The sequence below is a fragment of the Hwanghaeella grinnelliae genome (genome assembly GCF_004005845.1).
In the GTDB taxonomy this organism is placed as follows: Bacteria; Pseudomonadota; Alphaproteobacteria; order UBA8366; family Aestuariispiraceae; genus Hwanghaeella; species Hwanghaeella grinnelliae.
On record NZ_SADE01000001.1, the window covers coordinates 1152670 to 1169590 of the forward strand.

General features: G+C 59.4%; 17 protein-coding genes. 10 read left to right on the plus strand and 7 right to left on the minus strand.

What is annotated here, in order from left to right; genetic code table 11:
- Nucleotides 1-75: 75 nt before the first annotated feature.
- Together EOI86_RS05215 and EOI86_RS05220 are read right to left on the minus strand one after the other, a co-directional pair.
- Nucleotides 76-3774 (minus strand): vitamin B12-dependent ribonucleotide reductase, encoded by a 3699-nt coding sequence (locus EOI86_RS05215; protein ID WP_127764049.1) that lies wholly within the window; start codon nucleotides 3772-3774, stop codon nucleotides 76-78.
- Between the two features lie 515 nt (nucleotides 3775-4289).
- On the minus strand, nucleotides 4290-5378 hold the full coding sequence (locus EOI86_RS05220; protein ID WP_205032067.1) for a serine hydrolase domain-containing protein: 1089 nt from the start codon (nucleotides 5376-5378) through the stop codon (nucleotides 4290-4292).
- A gap of 211 nt (nucleotides 5379-5589) precedes the next feature.
- On the opposite strand from EOI86_RS05220, the gene EOI86_RS05225 reads away from it, so the two are divergent.
- The 10 genes from EOI86_RS05225 (at nucleotide 5590) to aat (ending at nucleotide 12344) form a co-directional block, all read left to right on the plus strand.
- Nucleotides 5590-5952 carry an NADH:ubiquinone oxidoreductase subunit NDUFA12 gene (locus EOI86_RS05225; protein WP_127764050.1) on the plus strand — a complete coding sequence of 121 codons (363 nt, stop codon included), beginning with the start codon at nucleotides 5590-5592 and terminating at the stop codon, nucleotides 5950-5952.
- A 128-nt stretch (nucleotides 5953-6080) separates the two neighbouring features.
- Nucleotides 6081-6569, plus strand: coding sequence for an MlaD family protein (locus EOI86_RS05230; RefSeq protein WP_127764051.1), 489 nt, complete (start codon nucleotides 6081-6083; stop codon nucleotides 6567-6569).
- Between the two features lie 37 nt (nucleotides 6570-6606).
- The gene (mlaD, locus tag EOI86_RS05235) at nucleotides 6607-7065 is read left to right on the plus strand and encodes an outer membrane lipid asymmetry maintenance protein MlaD (protein ID WP_127764052.1); all 459 of its coding nucleotides are present in this window, start codon (nucleotides 6607-6609) and stop codon (nucleotides 7063-7065) included.
- A gap of 44 nt (nucleotides 7066-7109) precedes the next feature.
- Nucleotides 7110-7883 (plus strand): class I SAM-dependent methyltransferase, encoded by a 774-nt coding sequence (locus EOI86_RS05240; protein ID WP_127764053.1) that lies wholly within the window; start codon nucleotides 7110-7112, stop codon nucleotides 7881-7883.
- A gap of 68 nt (nucleotides 7884-7951) precedes the next feature.
- Nucleotides 7952-8317 (plus strand): DUF2155 domain-containing protein, encoded by a 366-nt coding sequence (locus tag EOI86_RS05245; protein WP_127765135.1) that lies wholly within the window; start codon nucleotides 7952-7954, stop codon nucleotides 8315-8317.
- Nucleotides 8318-8491: 174 nt separating this feature from the next.
- On the plus strand, nucleotides 8492-9049 hold the full coding sequence (locus tag EOI86_RS05250) for a hypothetical protein (RefSeq protein WP_127764054.1): 558 nt from the start codon (nucleotides 8492-8494) through the stop codon (nucleotides 9047-9049).
- A gap of 129 nt (nucleotides 9050-9178) precedes the next feature.
- Nucleotides 9179-9622 (plus strand): type II 3-dehydroquinate dehydratase, encoded by a 444-nt coding sequence (gene aroQ / locus EOI86_RS05255; RefSeq protein ID WP_127764055.1) that lies wholly within the window; start codon nucleotides 9179-9181, stop codon nucleotides 9620-9622.
- A gap of 145 nt (nucleotides 9623-9767) precedes the next feature.
- Nucleotides 9768-10229: an acetyl-CoA carboxylase biotin carboxyl carrier protein gene (accB, locus tag EOI86_RS05260; protein ID WP_338033035.1), complete on the plus strand. Its 462-nt coding sequence runs from the start codon at nucleotides 9768-9770 to the stop codon at nucleotides 10227-10229.
- A gap of 49 nt (nucleotides 10230-10278) precedes the next feature.
- Nucleotides 10279-11619 (plus strand): acetyl-CoA carboxylase biotin carboxylase subunit, encoded by a 1341-nt coding sequence (gene accC / locus EOI86_RS05265; RefSeq protein WP_127764056.1) that lies wholly within the window; start codon nucleotides 10279-10281, stop codon nucleotides 11617-11619.
- A gap of 38 nt (nucleotides 11620-11657) precedes the next feature.
- On the plus strand, nucleotides 11658-12344 hold the full coding sequence (gene aat / locus EOI86_RS05270) for a leucyl/phenylalanyl-tRNA--protein transferase (protein WP_127764057.1): 687 nt from the start codon (nucleotides 11658-11660) through the stop codon (nucleotides 12342-12344).
- 41 nt (nucleotides 12345-12385) lie between these two features.
- On the opposite strand, the gene EOI86_RS05275 is transcribed toward aat, so the two are convergent.
- The 5 genes from EOI86_RS05275 to EOI86_RS05295 form a co-directional block, all read right to left on the minus strand.
- Complete coding sequence (locus EOI86_RS05275) at nucleotides 12386-13018, minus strand: DUF1353 domain-containing protein (RefSeq protein WP_127764058.1); 633 nt, start codon at nucleotides 13016-13018, stop codon at nucleotides 12386-12388.
- Between the two features lie 205 nt (nucleotides 13019-13223).
- The gene (locus tag EOI86_RS05280) at nucleotides 13224-14348 is read right to left on the minus strand and encodes a TauD/TfdA family dioxygenase (protein ID WP_161973705.1); all 1125 of its coding nucleotides are present in this window, start codon (nucleotides 14346-14348) and stop codon (nucleotides 13224-13226) included.
- A 426-nt stretch (nucleotides 14349-14774) separates the two neighbouring features.
- Nucleotides 14775-15125: a hypothetical protein gene (locus EOI86_RS05285; protein WP_127764060.1), complete on the minus strand. Its 351-nt coding sequence runs from the start codon at nucleotides 15123-15125 to the stop codon at nucleotides 14775-14777.
- Between the two features lie 200 nt (nucleotides 15126-15325).
- A complete protein-coding gene (locus tag EOI86_RS05290) occupies nucleotides 15326-15904 on the minus strand; it encodes a GNAT family N-acetyltransferase (protein ID WP_205032068.1) in 579 nt (192 codons plus the stop codon).
- Nucleotides 15905-15908: 4 nt separating this feature from the next.
- Complete coding sequence (locus tag EOI86_RS05295) at nucleotides 15909-16796, minus strand: ABC transporter substrate-binding protein (protein ID WP_127764061.1); 888 nt, start codon at nucleotides 16794-16796, stop codon at nucleotides 15909-15911.
- Between the last annotated feature and the right edge of the window lie 125 nt (nucleotides 16797-16921).

The window sequence follows — 16921 nt, forward strand, 5'->3', positions numbered from 1 at the left end:
GGATGAGAAAAGGGCCCCGGCAAAAGCCGGGGCCTAGTCACAGGGAGCACCGTGCCGGGATGAGGAACCCCGGCCCTACGAACACCCACTCGTCGCGCCACAGGTGACGCATTTCATGCAGGTGCCGTTCCTGACGAGGGTGAAGTTTCCGCATTCTCCGCAGGAATCGCCCTCGTAACCCTTGGCTCTCGCCATACGAACTTGATCTAATCGATCATCAACCGCGATTCGGGTTTCCTCGTCTACCTCTACGGACACGGTGGTTTCCGTCTTGACCACTTCGACCGTCGCTCCGCCATTTCCGCCGCCGTTATTGCCACTCACCGATACGGGATTGGAACTGCCTTGTGCGGTGGCCGGTTTGGAGGACGACTTTGCACTCGAAAAGCCCGACAGCGACGATTTACGCACGAAGCCGTGGGACGTGATCCGCTGGATGGCTTCCATCGCGGCACCGAATTCCGCGGGGGCCTCGCCTTCTTTTTCGCCCCGGCCCATGGAGTCGGGAAGCATGTCGCCCGGGGGTACATGCGCGAGATCTTCGCGCGCCAGATAGCTGATCGCCAGTTCGCGGAAGATATAGTCGAGGACGGAGGTCGCCATCTTGATCGCCTCGTTCCCTTCGACCATGCCCGAGGGCTCGAACCGGGTGAAGGTGTAGGCGTCGACAAACTCTTCCAGCGGCACGCCGTATTGCAGGCCGATGGAAACCGCGATGGCGAAATTGTTCATCAACGACCGGAAGGCGGCGCCTTCCTTATGCATGTCGATGAAGATCTCGCCTATCGACCCGTCTTCGTATTCACCGGTGCGCAGATAGACCTTGTGCCCGCCGACGATGGCCTTCTGGGTATACCCCTTGCGGCGATGCGGCATCTTACGGCGTTCGGAAATGCGCTCGACGATCCGCTCCACGATCTTTTCCGCGATGACCGGTGCGGCGGCTGCGGCCGGTGCGTCCAGCATCGCATCCAGTGCGTCTTCGTCATCGTCGAACAAGGCGGAGGACAGCGGCTGGCTGAGTTTCGAACCGTCGCGATACAGCGCGTTCGCTTTCAGGCCCAGGCGCCAGCTCAATAGATAGGCGTCCTTGCATTCCTCGACCGTGGCTGCGTTCGGCATGTTGATGGTCTTGGAAATCGCACCGGAAATGAACGGCTGCGCCGCCGCCATCATCAGGATGTGGCTGTCGGTCGCCAGGAAGCGTTTACCGTTCCGGCCGCAAGGATTGGCGCAATCGAAGACCGGCAGATGCTCGTCCTTCAAATGCGGCGCGCCTTCCAGCGTCATGGCCCCGCAGCAGAAGATGTTGGCTTCGTCGATATCCTTCTTCTTGAAGCCCATCGCCGCCAGCATGTCGAAGCTGAAATCGTCCAACTGCGCTTTCGTGAAGCCCAGGCGGTCGATGCAAAGCTCTTCGCCCAAGGTCCACTTGTTGAAGGCAAACTTGATATCGAAGGCGCTGGCCAGTCCCGCTTCCAGCTTCGCCAGGTCTTCCTCGTCAAAGCCGCGCTCACGAAGGGTGTTATGATTGATCTTCGGGGCGTTCTTCAGCGTGCCGTTTCCGACCGCGTAGCGGATGATGTCGCTGGTTTCCTTTTCCGAGTAGCCCAGGTTGGCCAATGCCTCGGGAACGGTGCGGTTGATGATCTTGAAATAACCGCCACCGGCCAGCTTCTTGAACTTCACCAGGGCGAAGTCCGGCTCGATTCCGGTCGTATCGCAATCCATCACCAGACCGATCGTGCCCGTCGGGGCGATCACGGTGGACTGGGCGTTGCGGTAGCCGTGCTCTTCGCCGAGGCGGACGGCGTTGACCCAGGCCCGGCCCGCCGCTTCGACAAGATCGGCCTGCGGGCAGTTTTTCGTATCCATCGGGACCGGCGGGATGGAAAGGCCTTCATAGCCGTCCTTGTTGCCCAGGGCCGCGTTCTTGTGATTGCGCATGACCCGCAGCATGGCGTCCGCGTTTTCCGCGTGACCGGGGAAGGGGCCAAGCTCGCCGGCCATCTCCGCGCTGGTCTGATAAGCGACGCCGGTCATTAGTGCAGTGATCGCGCCGCAAAGCGCGCGGCCTTCGACCGAATCGTAGCTGAGGCCCGAGGCCATCAACAGGCCGCCGATATTGGCATAGCCCAGGCCCAGGGTACGGAACTTGTAGGACAGGTCGGCTATTTCCTTCGACGGGAACTGCGCCATCATGACCGAGATTTCCAGCGCGATCGTCCACAAGCGCACCGCATGCTCGAATTTCGGCACGTCGAAGGAACCGTCCTTCTTGCGGAAGGTCATCAGGTTGAGCGAGGCCAGGTTACAGGCCGTATCGTCCAGGAACATGTATTCGGAGCATGGGTTGGACGCGTTGATACGGCCCGAATTCGGGCAGGTGTGCCATTCGTTGATCGTTGTGTCGTATTGCGTGCCCGGATCGGCGCTGGCCCAGGCGGCGTGGGCGATCTTTTCCCATAGCTCGGCCGCCTTCAGCGTCTTGGTCACCTTGCCGTCGCGGCGTGAGGTCAGGTTCCAGTCGCTGTCTTTTTCGACCGCGTCCAGGAAGTCGTTGGTCAGGCGAACGGTGTTGTTCGCGTTCTGGCCGCTGACCGTCAGATAGGCTTCAGAATCCCAATCCGTGTCGTAGGAGGGGAAGTCGATTTCGGTATAACCCTGACGCGCGAACTCGATCACCCGCTGGACGTAGTTCTCCGGGATCAGCACTTTCCGGGCGGCGCGGATTTCCTGTTTCAGGACCAGGTTTTCCTTCGGATCGAACGCGGCGTCGCCGGTGGCGCCTTCCGCATGGCAGGCGGCCATGATCGCGTTCAGATGCTTGGCGTGGAGTTTCGATCCGGTAACGATGGAGGCCACCTTCTGTTCTTCACGGACTTTCCAGTCGATGAAGCCCTCGACATCCGGGTGGTCGATATCGACCACGACCATCTTGGCAGCCCGGCGAGTCGTGCCGCCGGATTTGATCGCGCCGGCGGCCCGGTCGCCGATTTTCAGGAAGGACATCAAACCCGACGACTTGCCGCCGCCGGAAAGACGCTCGCCTTCCCCGCGGATGGCGGAGAAGTTCGTGCCCGTGCCCGACCCGTATTTGAACAGGCGCGCCTCACGAACCCAAAGGTCCATGATGCCGTTCTCGTTCACCAGATCGTCCTTCACAGACTGAATGAAGCAGGCATGCGGCTGGGGATGTTCGTAGGCGGATTTGGACTTGGTCAGTTTGCCGGTGCGGTAGTCCACATAGTAGTGGCCTTGGCCGGGACCATCGATGCCATAGGCCCAATGCAGGCCGGTATTGAACCATTGCGGGCTGTTGGGCGCGGACATCTGCTTGGCCAGCATGTAGCGCATTTCGTCGTAATAGGTGCGGGCGTCTTCCTCGGCATCGAAATAGCCGCCTTTCCAGCCCCAATACGTCCAAGCCCCGGCCAGGCGGTCGAACACCTGGGTGGCTGAGATTTCGGACCCGAAATGCTCCTCCTCGTCCAATTCTGCCATGGCGTCCGTATCCGGCACGCGCCGCCACAGCCAGTTGGGGACTTCCTTCTCCTTGACCGGGCGGGATTTGGCCGGGACGCCGGCTTTGCGGAAATACTTCTGGGCCAGCACATCGGCGGCGACCTGACTCCAGGACGCCGGCACTTCCACATTCTCAAGCTTGAAGACGACCGTCCCGTCGGGATTGCGAATCTCACTCGTCGTCAGTCGGAACTCGATACCTTCATATGGTGACTCGCCGACCTTGGTGAAACGCCGATCAATCCGCATGCTAAAATTCTCCCAACTTTCCCCTGATTCCGCCCGCAAAGGGTGCCCGGTTCAGACTGTCGTCGGTGACCCGCGAAACCGTCTTGAACCCTGCCCGAACCGCCCTGAAAACGGGCCGAGCGGAAATCTGTTAAACCTATCAATCACTTGTGCCGAACCAGAGATTTTGGCGAACTTTTACGCTTTTGTTTCAAACGCGGTCGCTATATCTTGTGTTGGCTTGCCGGGAAGGATACATCATCTGGATAGGCGCGCAACAATAAATCTTCCCATCCGAGGTACTTTTTTCTTGCGGTAGTCTTCACCGCCAAGGAATCCCTATGTCTTCGGCAAGTAATGACCAAGTAATGGGAAAGAGTAGCCGAATTAAAGGCGTTACGGAGTCTTAAATTAACCTATTGCAGGGCCTGGAATCGGGACATGATCTCCGATTTTCCGGGCGGGTGTGAGCCACTTGAAGCGGGCAAACCGAGCGGGCTATTTACGCGGTTGGGGCCGCGACTCGGTTGCGGAAGTCAGGGCTGTTGACGTGACAGCAGCGCCTTCGCCGCCGGCGCCGCATAGTCCAGCGTCACCTTCAACGAGGTTTGCCAACTGAGCGGGTCGTTGTAGCGGCCGACAAAGGCGGCAACGACAAAGTCATGTTCCGGCTGAACGGTAAGCCGTTGTCCGCCATTCCCGACCGCGATCGCAAGCGGGGCCTTCGGTCGGCCGGCGATGTACCACAGATAACCGTACCGGGTTCCTTCGGTAACGTCGGCGCGCGGCGTCACCGATTCTTCGATCCAGGCTTTCGGAACAACCTGCTTGCCGTCATATCGGCCATCCTGCGCGACCAAATGTCCGATTTTAGCCAGGTCTGGCAGTGTCAGCCGCAGGCCGGACGCGGCGGAAGGCGTACCGTCGGCCCCGCGCACCCACTCGAAATGGGAAATGCCCAGTGGTTCAAAGAGCGTGTGCCGGGCGTAGGCGTCGAGTGACATGCCGGTGCCGATCTCAATCAATCTGCCCAACAGCGCCACCGCGCCGCCGCTGTAGATCCACGATTGGCCCGGTGCTTCCCGGATAGGCTGCTCCAGAACGTAGCGATACCGGTCCGAAGCGCGTTCCATGCCGATTTCGCTGTTTCGAGGGTCGCTATAGGGAAGGTCTTCATTCCATTCCAACCCCATCTGCATGGACAGGGCGTGAGCGACCAATATGCGATCGCGGCCGGGTTCCGCCATCAAATCGGGATAGTCCGGAAATTGTGCGTATAGAGGTTCGCTCGGCGCGGGAACCTTCCCCTCGGCCAGGGCGATTCCATACAGAAGGCCGACCACGGATTTGGTGACCGAGCGTAAGTCATGCAGCGTGTCCGGGCCGTGCTGTCGTTCGCCAATGGGGGAGCCCCACCGTTCATCTTTCCCCGGGAAATAGATTTCCGCCAAGCGGCGCTTTCCAAGATCAATGACCGCGCCGTGCAAGCCGGGCAGTTCGCCATTCTTAAACCCGGCCCGCAGTTTCTGGTCCAGCGTATCCGCTAGGGCGCTGCCTGGGGCGTTGGTCAGCGCGGCGGTCATTAGTAGAGCTGCGGCAAGGGACAGGGCCGGTATGGCGCGCATGGCAGTATCTCTTATAGGTGTCGTTAAGAGGGGCGATTAGCGTTCCTCAGATTGGATCTCCATTGGCCTGAAACAAGCGTAATTCCAGCGGTGGACATAGGACCTATCATGTCCTTGTCCTCGCTATCGAATTTCCCGCCGGTGTCTGGACAGAATAGGGTGCTTGGGCCATATTCGCCGCTCATTCGCGACAACGGCTTCGGATACATTCATGGCGAACGCAATTACCCGCGTCATCACCTGGCTGAACGGCGAGCGTGTGGGCGAAGACCAATTCGGCAACGTCTATTACCAAACCCGCAAGACGCCGGCCACCGGTCGCCGTCGGCGGTGGGTCATCTATTCCAGCGGTGGGGACGAGGCGAGCAGGGTGCCGCCCGAATTCCACGCTTGGCTGCACTACACCAGCAACGATTTGCCGGCGAAGGATCACGCGAAGAAATATCCGTGGCTGCGCGACCATGCGCCGAATCTGACCGGGACTGCCGCGGCATACCGTCCGCCGGGCCACACATTGCAGGGCGGCAAGCGCGATCATGCCACCGGCGACTACGAAGCCTGGACGCCAGAATAGGCCGATGAACAGGCTCAAAAGAAGCGTAGCGCATCGCCCGATGAAGTGCCCCGTGATCATCTTGGCGCTGGCAGGGGCGGGACCGATCCCGGCCCCTGCACTTTGCCCGGTTGGCGAATAGCGCATCGATGCAGATCAAGTCAGACAAGTATAATATTTTGGTCGGGGCCTCGGTCATCGGGGTCATCCTGGCCTATATGATTTACGGCTATATGTCCGACCGCCCGGGAACGGAGGAGGACGGCTATCTCCTCACCGCGAAATTCCGATCGATCGACGGTATCGTCGAGGGCAGCAAGGTGCTTCTGGCCGGCCTGCCCGTGGGCGAAGTCACGAAGACGGATTTCGATCCCGAGACAAATAACGCAATCCTGACGCTGGCCGTCCACGACGATATCGAATTGCCGCTCGACTCGGTCGCCATGATCGTCAGCGAAGGCGTTTTCGGCAGCAAGTTCGTCAAGATCGCTCCGGGGGGCGATTTGGATATGCTGGAACCGGGCGATCAGTTCGAATATGTCCAGGATTCCGTGATCTTCGAAGAATTGCTTGAGAAAGTGATTCTAGCGGCGGAAACGAAGAGACGGGCTGCCAACGAAGAGAAGGCCGCGGATTAACGCGTCGGACCAAGCGCCGGACTTGAAAGGAATTTCGATGAAACGCAGCGCCATAGAAACCGTTTTGGGGGCCGTCGTGCTTCTGGTGGCGGCCGTCTTCATGGTCCTTGCCTACAACACGACCGACCTGAAACCGAAGAGCGGTTACGAGTTGATCGGAAAGTTCTACGCGGTGGACGGTCTGACCGTTGGGTCGGATGTGCGGATCGGCGGTGTGAAGGTCGGCGCGGTCATCGATCAATATATCGACCCGGACCTTTACCAGGCGGTCGTAAAAATCTCGGTACAGGACTCAATCAAGGTGCCGGAAGATTCGACAGCTTCGGTTTCCAGCAGTGGTTTGCTGGGCGGCAAATATCTGAAGATCGACCCGGGCAATTCCTCAACCCTGCTGACCGGCGGCGGCGAGATCAAGCGGACCAAGGATGTGGTTGCCCTTGAAGAATTGTTGGGCAAGGTCATCTTTTTGGTGACGGATCAGGACATCGATCAATAATCCGAGGCCGCGGATTTCGTGGCCCAAATCGGCGGGACACTGTGATGGCGAGTGATGTGGGTCAGCGGGCGACCCAGAAATGGGACCCGTCACGATATCAAACCAATGCGGGATTCGTGCCGAAGCTTGGGCGCCCTGTGCTGGATATGGCGGCGCCCGTCGCCGGTGAGCGCGTTCTGGACCTTGGCTGCGGCGACGGTGTTTTGACCGAAGAGGTCGTGGCGCTGGGATGCACCGTCACCGGCGTCGATTTCAGCGCCGACCAGATTGCCGCCGCACGGGACCGCGGGCTGGATGCCCATGTCATGGACGGCCAGAAACTGACTTTCGATACTGAATTCGACTTGGTCCTGTCCAATGCCGCCATGCATTGGATGCCGGATCAGGCAGCGGTCATCGACGGTGTCTGGCGCGCCTTGAAGCCGGGCGGGCGGTTCGCCTCGGAAATGGGCGGCGGCGATAATGTTGGCAAGATCCGGCGTGCGGTGCGGACCGCGCTGTCCGCGCGCGGTATCAATGCGGAAGCCCTCGACCCCTGGACCTTCCCGGGGGTGGACGAACAGCGCGCCCGTCTGGAAGCCCGTGGCTTTACCGTCGAAAGCATAAAGCTGATCGACCGCCCGACGCCCTTGCCGGGCGATATTGAAGGCTGGCTGTGGACCTTCTGCGAGAGTTTCCTGATGGCCGCGCCGGAAGGTGAACGGGCCGCAATCGTCGACGAGGTTCGAACGGCCTTGGACCCCATCCTGCGCGACGAAAACGGCGTTTGGATCGCCGACTATGTCCGCCTTCGTTTCCTTGCGCACAAACCGGCTTGAACGAACCAATCATGCGATTTTTGAGATTTCTGACCAGTAGCGCGCTCGCTGTCGCATTCTGTGGGGCAATGACCGCAACGACCGCCGCCTTCGCTTTCCCCGGCGACAAGGTCATCATGCAGGGGCTCGACAAGGTGACGGCGCGGATTTCAACTTTCGAAATCGGTTTGGAGGAGGAAGTCTCCTTCGGTACGTTGCGAATCCGGTTGCGCGCCTGCGACCGCACGCCGCCTGAAGAGCCGCCCGAATCCGCCGCTTTCCTGGAGATCATCGAGATTCGTCCCGACGAGCGTCCCGAAACGCTCTTTACTGGTTGGATGTTTGCGTCTAGTCCGGCGTTATCGGCCCTGGAGCATCCCGTATACGATGTCTGGGTAAAAGAGTGTGTCGTTTCGGAACCGTTGGATACCGCGCCCGCGGCCCCGGCAGATTGATCGTATAGGCTGGTAATTCTTTAAGTTCTTATGCCCCGTCGGGCTCTATCCTGCTGATTTCAATAATTTTTCACGAGGCGTTTCGACTGCCGGGCAATCGTGTGCCGGGTTTTCCATCGACGATGGTACAGTCTGTGCGTGGGACGCAACCGGTCAAATACGGATACTATGCGTATGAAGTTTTTCGGCAAAGCCGAACCAGCATCGGGAAGAGTCCGGCGTGCGCGCATCGCGGCTGTCGTTACTGCCTGTCTGGCGGGGGCGCTTTGGCTTGTGGCCGCACAGATCTGGCGCGCGCCGTTGGTTCCTGTCGAGGTAACTTGTCTTGCCGTCACGGCAGATGGCACCGATGGCGGATTCCGCACCCTTGATTTCGATCTGACGACGGACGAGTTCCGGGTGGCCTTGCGGCGGGAATTGGAAACCAGCGGTCAGACGGTAGAGGATATCGGGGGCCGGTTGCGTCTGTCGCTGGCGGGCACATCCACATCTTCGCTCTTCGGGGCCGATGGCCCGATCGATTCACCCGAGACTTTCGCACATTGGGTTTCCTATGGCGCGATGCTGCGCATGATACAGGCGCGTATCGATCTCGGCTTGATGAACCGGCAGACCTTGGAGAGTTTTACAGTCACCAATCCGGCGACCGGTAATACGCGGGTTCTCGACCCGGGGAATTGCAAGGTGATGGAGCAGTTCGTGCTGGTCGGCGGCCGTTTCGCGGCTGAGTGAGACTTCCGTCCCCGCGCCATTGTTTAGGGCGGGACTCTCCCCTAGAACTAGAAGCAGTGCATAACTGGGTTTTCCAGCCCGTTTGAGGGCGCGGAAATACCTGGACGAAAATATTGGTGGAGGGGCGCGATGGCGCGGAAGTCGGTCCTGGTCTTGAACGGGCCCAATTTGAATATGCTCGGTCTGCGGCAGCCGGAAATCTACGGCACCATGTCGCTGAAGGACCTGGATCAAATCTGTGTCGACGCGGCCAAGGATGCCGGATGGACGGCGGATTGCCGCCAATCGAATATGGAAGGCGAGTTGGTCGGCTGGATTCACGAAGCACGCACCGATTTCGACGGAATTGTTATCAATGCGGGCGCCTACACACATACATCCGTGGCGCTACGCGATGCGATTTCGGCGGCGGAAACACCGACCATAGAGGTGCATTTGTCCAATATTCATAAGCGTGAGAGTTTTCGGCATCATTCCTACCTGACCCCGGTTGCGGTCGGAATGATCTGCGGGTTCGGCGCGCATGGATATGTCCTGGGCATACAGGCTTTGGCCCGGATGGCGGACGAATAGGAACTGGATCGGGCTATGCCCGGTTGTACCCGGTCGATGCCGGCCCAGTTCAGGTCCTGGCGGTGCCGCGGCACAAAACTTAGGATGGAAGTGGCGGTACGAAGCCGCTAGACAAGCTTCGAAACATTGGATTGAAAACACTGGAATGAAAACGGGTTCCGACAAAATGGCGAAACTGACGGTTGATACGGATCTGGTCGATGTGCTGGCGGATCTGATGGAGAAAAAGGGCCTGACCGAGGTCGAGGTCACCGTGGGTGATCAGACGCTCAGGCTCTCCAAGGGTGGCACCGCGCCCGCGGTTACCCATATGGCGGCACCGGTCGCGGCGGCGCCCGCACCGGCGGCGGCCCCGGCCGCACCCGCGGAGCATCCGGGCGCGATCAAGTCGCCGATGGTGGGGACGATCTATCTCAGCCCCCAGCCGGGCAATCCGGCCTTCATATCCGTCGGCGATACGGTGACCGAAGGGCAGACGCTGCTGATCGTCGAAGCGATGAAGGTCATGAACCCGATCCCCGCCCCGCGCGCGGGCAAGGTGACCGCCATTCTGGTGGACGATGCGGAACCGGTCGAATTCGACCAGCCGCTGGTCGTTCTGGAATAGGTTGGGGCGGTTTACGAAACAGTGCACGGGACGATAAGCGGAGACGAGTGTGTTCGATAAGGTTCTGATCGCCAACCGGGGGGAAATCGCGCTGCGGATCCACCGGGCTTGCAAGGAAATGGGCATCCAGACGGTGGCGATCCATTCGACCGCCGATAGCGATGCGATGCATGTGCGACTGGCGGATGAAGCCGTTTGCATCGGCCCGCCGGCGCCCAAGGACAGTTATCTCAACATGGCCGCGATCCTCTCGGCGGCGAATATCACCGGCGCGGATGCGGTTCATCCGGGCGTCGGGTTCCTGGCCGAAAACGCGGATTTCGCGGAAATGGTCGAAGAACATGGCCATGTGTTCATCGGGCCTACGCCCGAACATATCCGCATCATGGGCGATAAGATTGCCGCCAAGGAAAAAGCGCGGGAGATCGGCATTCCGGTCGTGCCCGGTTCCGACGGCGGGATCGAAACGGACGCGGAAGCGATTGCCGTCGCCAAGGAAGTCGGCTTCCCCCTGATCGTGAAGGCGGCCGCCGGTGGCGGTGGGCGCGGCATGAAGGTGGCCGAAAGCATGGACCGCCTGCCGGAAGCGCTGTCGCTGTGCCGGTCCGAGGCAAAGGCGGCCTTCGGGGACGACGCCGTCTATCTGGAACGGTATTTGGGGCATCCGCGCCATATCGAGGTTCAGATCCTGGCCGACGGGCAGGGGAACTGCATTCATTTGGGCGAACGCGATTGTTCCCTGCAGCGCCGGCACCAGAAGGTCGTGGAGGAAGCGCCGAGCCCCGCGCTAAACGAGGAAGAACGGAACAGGATCGGCAAGACCGTCACCGACGCCTTGGCGAAAATGAACTACCGAAGCGCCGGAACCGTCGAGTTCCTGTACGAGGATGGCGAGTTCTTCTTCATCGAGATGAATACCCGCCTGCAGGTGGAACACCCGATCAGCGAGATGATTTGCGGCATCGATCTGGTGCGCGAGCAGATCCGCGTCGCGACCGGGGCAGCCCTGCCGATCACGCAGGAAGACATCAAATTCAATGGCCATGCCATCGAATGCCGCATCACTGCCGAGGATCCGGATACCTTCGCACCGTCACCGGGGCGGATCACGGACTACCATGCTCCGGGTGGGCTCGGCGTTCGCGTCGATTCCCACCTCTATTCGGGCTATTCCATCCCACCGTATTATGACAGCTTGGTTTCAAAACTGATCGTGCATGGGAATACGCGTAACGAATGCCTGATGCGGCTGCGGCGCGCGCTAGAAGAATACGTTATTGGGGGAATTAAGACGACGATCCCCTTGCATGAACGTATCATTATAGAGCAAGCTTTCATTAACGGCGACTACGACATCCACTGGCTGGAACGCTGGATGGGTCTCAAATAGGGGGCGTTCCGTTCTTCGGCATCGGGCCGGGGGAAGGAATGACCGATAACTGTGGCGCCGATGAACAAAGGGACGCCATGGAACCGCTGGATCTAACACCGGATATGTTACTGCGTGCCTATGCCATTGGGGTATTCCCAATGGCCGAGGACCGAGACGATCCGGATCTGTTCTGGATCGATCCGCGGATGCGCGGCGTTATGCCATTCGAGCGGTTCCACGTGCCGCGGCGGTTGGCCAAGACCGTGCGGCAGGGGCGGTACCACGTCACCTTCGACCACGCCTTCGAGGAAGTCATGGAAGGCTGTGCGGAGATGACGTCACGCCGGCCGCGGACTTGGATCAACGACAAGATCTTGACCCTCTACACATCGCTCCATCGCATGGACCAAGCTCATTCGGTTGAGGTTTGGGAGAAGGGCGAATTGGTCGGCGGGCTGTATGGGGTGTCGCTCGGTGGCGCATTCTTCGGCGAAAGTATGTTCAGCCGTGCCCGCGACGCCAGCAAGGTGGGGCTCGTCCATCTGGTCGCGCGCCTGACCCGCGCCGGCTACACCTTGTTGGACAGTCAGTTCGTGACCCGGCATCTGGAAAATTTCGGCGCCATCGAATTGCCGCGCGCCGAATACAGGACCCTGTTGTCCGAGGCGATCGTGCAGGACACTGACTTCCACAGCGATTATCGCGACGGGGAAGTGTTGGAATACCTCCGCAGTTTAACCTGAAACCCCGTTTGGCTTCCCGTTCGGCTTCATTCGGGCCCGACCTAGCGCTGTCCGCTATTCGCTGCCGCATTCGCGGTCAGGTCCGAAACAGCTTTTGCGCTTCCGGCGACGGTGGAGGGCGGATCGTCGCGGCCGTGATCCTTTTTGAGCAGCGGAAGCCACTCATCCATGCGTTCCTTCAGCGTATAGTTCTTCTTCTTGAAGACAGACCAGCCGACGCTGGAATGGACGGCACCGAAGATCAACTTCCGTTCCTTGACCTTTGACGTCGTCATTCCCGCCAGGAACATGGTGTCCGCGAAGACCCAATCCTGCCGGCGCGCCTTTGTCCGAAAATCCGTCCACCCCATGTAGAGATAGTCGTGAAGGATGCTCGCTTCCAAATGCGGTCCGATGGGGCCGATCAGGGACCACAGCAGTTTCGGAACCGACGACAAGTCGGTGAACATTCCGCGGGGCGCCTTGATCGTAAGCGGATAGGGCGACCCGTTCACCGGATGGACCGTCATGCTGGCCCGAAAGTCGGCGGAGAGTTGCCAGAGGGAAGCCGGCGTCTTGTCGACATGTATGTTGGCATGCCTGATGAACTTCAGTTCATCCAGATAGGTAAAGTCGGTGATCTCTTTGAAATCATCCGCAGGAAACGGGTCCGGACCCGGATTCCACCCTGCCATGACGCTCCCCCTTTGCAATCATTGGCGCGGTTGTTCGCGTGTTTGGTCATCTATCCAAAACTAAATCATAGACTGTATTGCCGAGTCGATATCGACGAACGACCCCCGTCTCGGGTGCTCGGCGGCTGAGTTTGGATGGTAGATTAAGGGTTAACGATTAAGATATTGATTTTTAATTTAAAAATAACATACCTAAATTTTCGGTTCAGGCCTTGCCATGCCGATTTTGCAACACGCGGATGCGCCCCATCATATCTGTCCAATCCACATAGCAGCCGCGCAGGTGCCGAGCGCCGGTGTTGGGATCGAACTTGGTTCGGCCGTGAAGCGTCCGCCGATTGTTGAAGGCGAAGACATCGCCCGGGCGGCTTTTCAACTCGAACCGGTAATGCGGGTCATAGGTGAGGGCCAGGAAGGCGCGGTAGGCCCGGTAATAGGCAATGGACTCTTCCGGATCCATGTCGAACACATCCGTCAGATGCCGGTTCCAATTGACCTCCACAGGTTCGCCGCGGGCGTCTTCCGCCAGGACCGGGCGGCTGAAACGGATGTCCCAATCGTCATCGAAATAGCGGCTGGGGATTTTCACGTCTCGCAGCAGGCGATAGGCATCCGGGTTTCGGTCGCGCAGGTCCTCGGCCATGCGGATGCCGTCTGCGAAGATCGAAACGCCGCCTTCCGCCTCGTTCCGCAAAGTGTGCAGGAACTGGAAGCCCGGGGGCGTTTCCTGGTTCGATTGATCGGTATGAAGCGGCAGCGCGTCGGCCGTATAAGCTTGGTTCGTCGGATTGGGTTTTGAGAAAACTTCGAACACGGTCCCGAAGTTGGTTTCCCGCAGATGGGCGATACGCCGGCACAGTGTTTCCAGGCTGCCGACAACCGGCGGGGTGTTCTCAACCACGGTCAGTCCCAGACAGGTTATATCCTCCAACCAAGCCAACAGGGCGCGGTCGTCCTGCATGATCGCGTCGTGATCATGGCGCGGCAGGCGTTCGCCGAACCTGCCGTCCCAGCTTTCCGGCACGATCGGGGCGGCGGCGCGGCGGCCTTTCTCCAGAAACTGTTTGCGCAGGAAGTCGCTGTCGAAGCGTGTGACATGACCGTCTTCCCAGGTCAGCGTCACCGCCTGGCCGTCCTCGACAACGCTGCTGTCAACCAAATGCGGCTCTTCGGGAACGGACAGAAGGTCGAAGACCCGCTCGCCGGTTTCCGGGTGAAATCCCATTGGGTCGTGATCGCGCAGCCATATCAGGGCATGCCGGGACGGGGGCGCGTCGGCCCAGTCGACGGTCAGGAAAAGAGCATCATGATTCAAGGCGGATATGGACACGCACAGGCCTCCCAAGCAGCCGGCTGGTTGAGCGAATTCGACCGGGTCGCCCGGCCACTCAAGGGAGGATGTTGCGGCGCACCATCAAATGCCATCGAAAAAAATGGACCCTGCCGGTGAACGAATTGAAACCTCGCTCTCAATGGAGGGAATTAATTTTTCAGGTTTGGATGACTATATAAGGCGCTGATTAATATATTAAATTTAATGAATTCGTGAGCGATGATGACGGCGATTTATGGCCCGCATGTCGGGTGATCGCGACTGTGGGGATATGCCGGTCGTCTCATTTTTCGAGAATTGATGGAATGCCGCTGCTGGGCCGGCTTGTTGAGGGATATTCGTTCGGCCGGACCAAGACGGTAACGCCCATACCGTCTTTGACGGCGGGGGCGTTCCGTTTGGTCTCAACCTGCCAAAGCGGGATCAGAACGTCGCTGAAATTTCTCGGACGCAGGCATTGGCGACGCTATTGCTGGCTTCGGTCGCACCCGGCATCGTCGCCCAACCGGCTTCGATCAGGATATCCCGGCGCTGATAGGTGCTTGCACCCTTCAGTTCGGCGATTGTCGTCCCGGAATTCGGATCGTGCTGGTATTGGTCGAGGCAGATCGGCACCAAGGCGGCAACGACTTCGAGCTGCGCTTGTTCGGATGCGAGTTTCTCGGCGGTGCTACCGGTGACCCAGCCGCCCCAGGAAAATCCAACATAGGCAAGTACGGCGGCGCCAGCGGCGGCGCCCATCAGTCCAGGTTTCAGCCATTCAGGCAAATTCATAAATCTCTCCCATAGGGGAAGAAGAATCTCTTCCCGCTCAATTATGGAGATTTAGCTGGAAGAAAACAAACTAAATTATTGATTTATTTATATTTTTTTATTTCATAAATTATGATCCATCCGGAATCTGCGCATCGCGTTGTTTTCGTTGTTCAATATGCCCGATCCCAATCGCCGATCTGCGTACCGCGAAACAATCTTCAGTCCAATTGCCGGCGCATGATCGGGCGGGTTTCCGACCGGCGCGCGACTTCCTGGAAACCGGCATTCCGGAAGCTGCCGGCGAAACCGGTCCAGGCATAGGCCGTCGGGTAAGGCTTTTTCACCGGGTCTATGGGATAGCCCTCGACCATATTGCCGCCTTGCGACCGCACGAAATCGTCGGCCGCTTCCAACAGGCGTTGGGCCAGTCCGTCGCCGCGATAACACTTCTTGATGAAAAAGCAGGAGACGGACCAGACCGGTCGTTCATCGACGGGCGAAAGAACCTTTGAGGCGCCGAGGCGGATGAAGACATCGCGCGGCGCGATTGAACACCAGGCGACGGGGTCGGCACCGTCATAGGCGATCAAGCCGGGTGGTGGGCCTGTTTCAAAAGCTTTTCGAATATCCGTCTTGGCCGTGTCGCCCTTGTTGGCTTTCATCTGTTTGGCGGTGTAGCGCCAAGCCATGCACCAACATCCGCCGACAGCACCCTTGGGGCCCATCAGGCGTTCGAAATCCGGCCACCGGTCCGGCGTTGCCGGGTGTATTGCGATGGCGGAGTCGCTATGCCCCATGCCTTCAAACCGCGGGCGGCAGGGCGCAGACCTGATCATAGGCGAAGCGCTCGGTGATCACACCATTATACGCGAAGATGTCCAAAGTGGCTTCATAGGCTTCCTTGGTGATCTCCACATGCGGGGTCCAGGTGCCGAGTTGTTGATAGGCCGCGATGCATTTGGCCAGCACATCTTCGTCGATCTTCGGGAAATAGGGTTTCTCCGCTTTGGCGATTTCCGCCGCCGGGGTGTCGTTCATATAGCGGCGCGTTTTGATGTAGGCGCGGGTGAAGGCCTTTGCCATATCGGTTTCCAGCCAGTCACGCGTGGTCGCCAGGCTGGAGAACCCGCACGGGCCGATCTGCTTGCCGACCTGCGCGACCACATGACCGATGCCGTCGGCCTCCAACTGCTGCGGGAAGGGGCCCTGTTGCTGAACATAGGTGCCTTCGCCGGCCCGGAAGGCGGCGTCGATATCCGCCGCGTTGCCGGGATGGATCGCCTTGATCTTGTCGAAGTCGATACCGGCCTTGTGGCAGGCGTATTTGAACATGGCCAGCGGTTGACCGCCGCCGAACAGAACGACTTCCGACCCTTCCAGCTTCTTCCAGGTGAAGTCCGGGTCGGGCTGCCGGCCGGTCAGGAAGAACCCATCCATTTCATTGACCTGGGCGAAATGGACCGCGGGCGGGGTCTCACCCTTGTTCAAGGGACCGAAGGCCTGGCTTAGGGCCGATTGAACCACATGCGCGCTGCCGTTCTTGAGGGATTCGATCGCCGTGACGCCGGGGGGCGAAACCGACCATTCCGGTTCCAGGCCCTCCGCCTCCAGAAAACCGCCGGACATGGTGGAAATCAGCGGCGAATAGAAAGCGGAAAAGAGTGTGAACTGAATGTTGATCTTGGCCATCGATGATTCTCCCAGGGGCGCATGTGTTCTTGTTGATCGCGATGGTAACACGCTACGCGGGGCTGGCGAGTGGCCTTGGCGGCAATGCTCTCTTTACGGGGGGCTCTCTTTACGGCGGGGGTTCT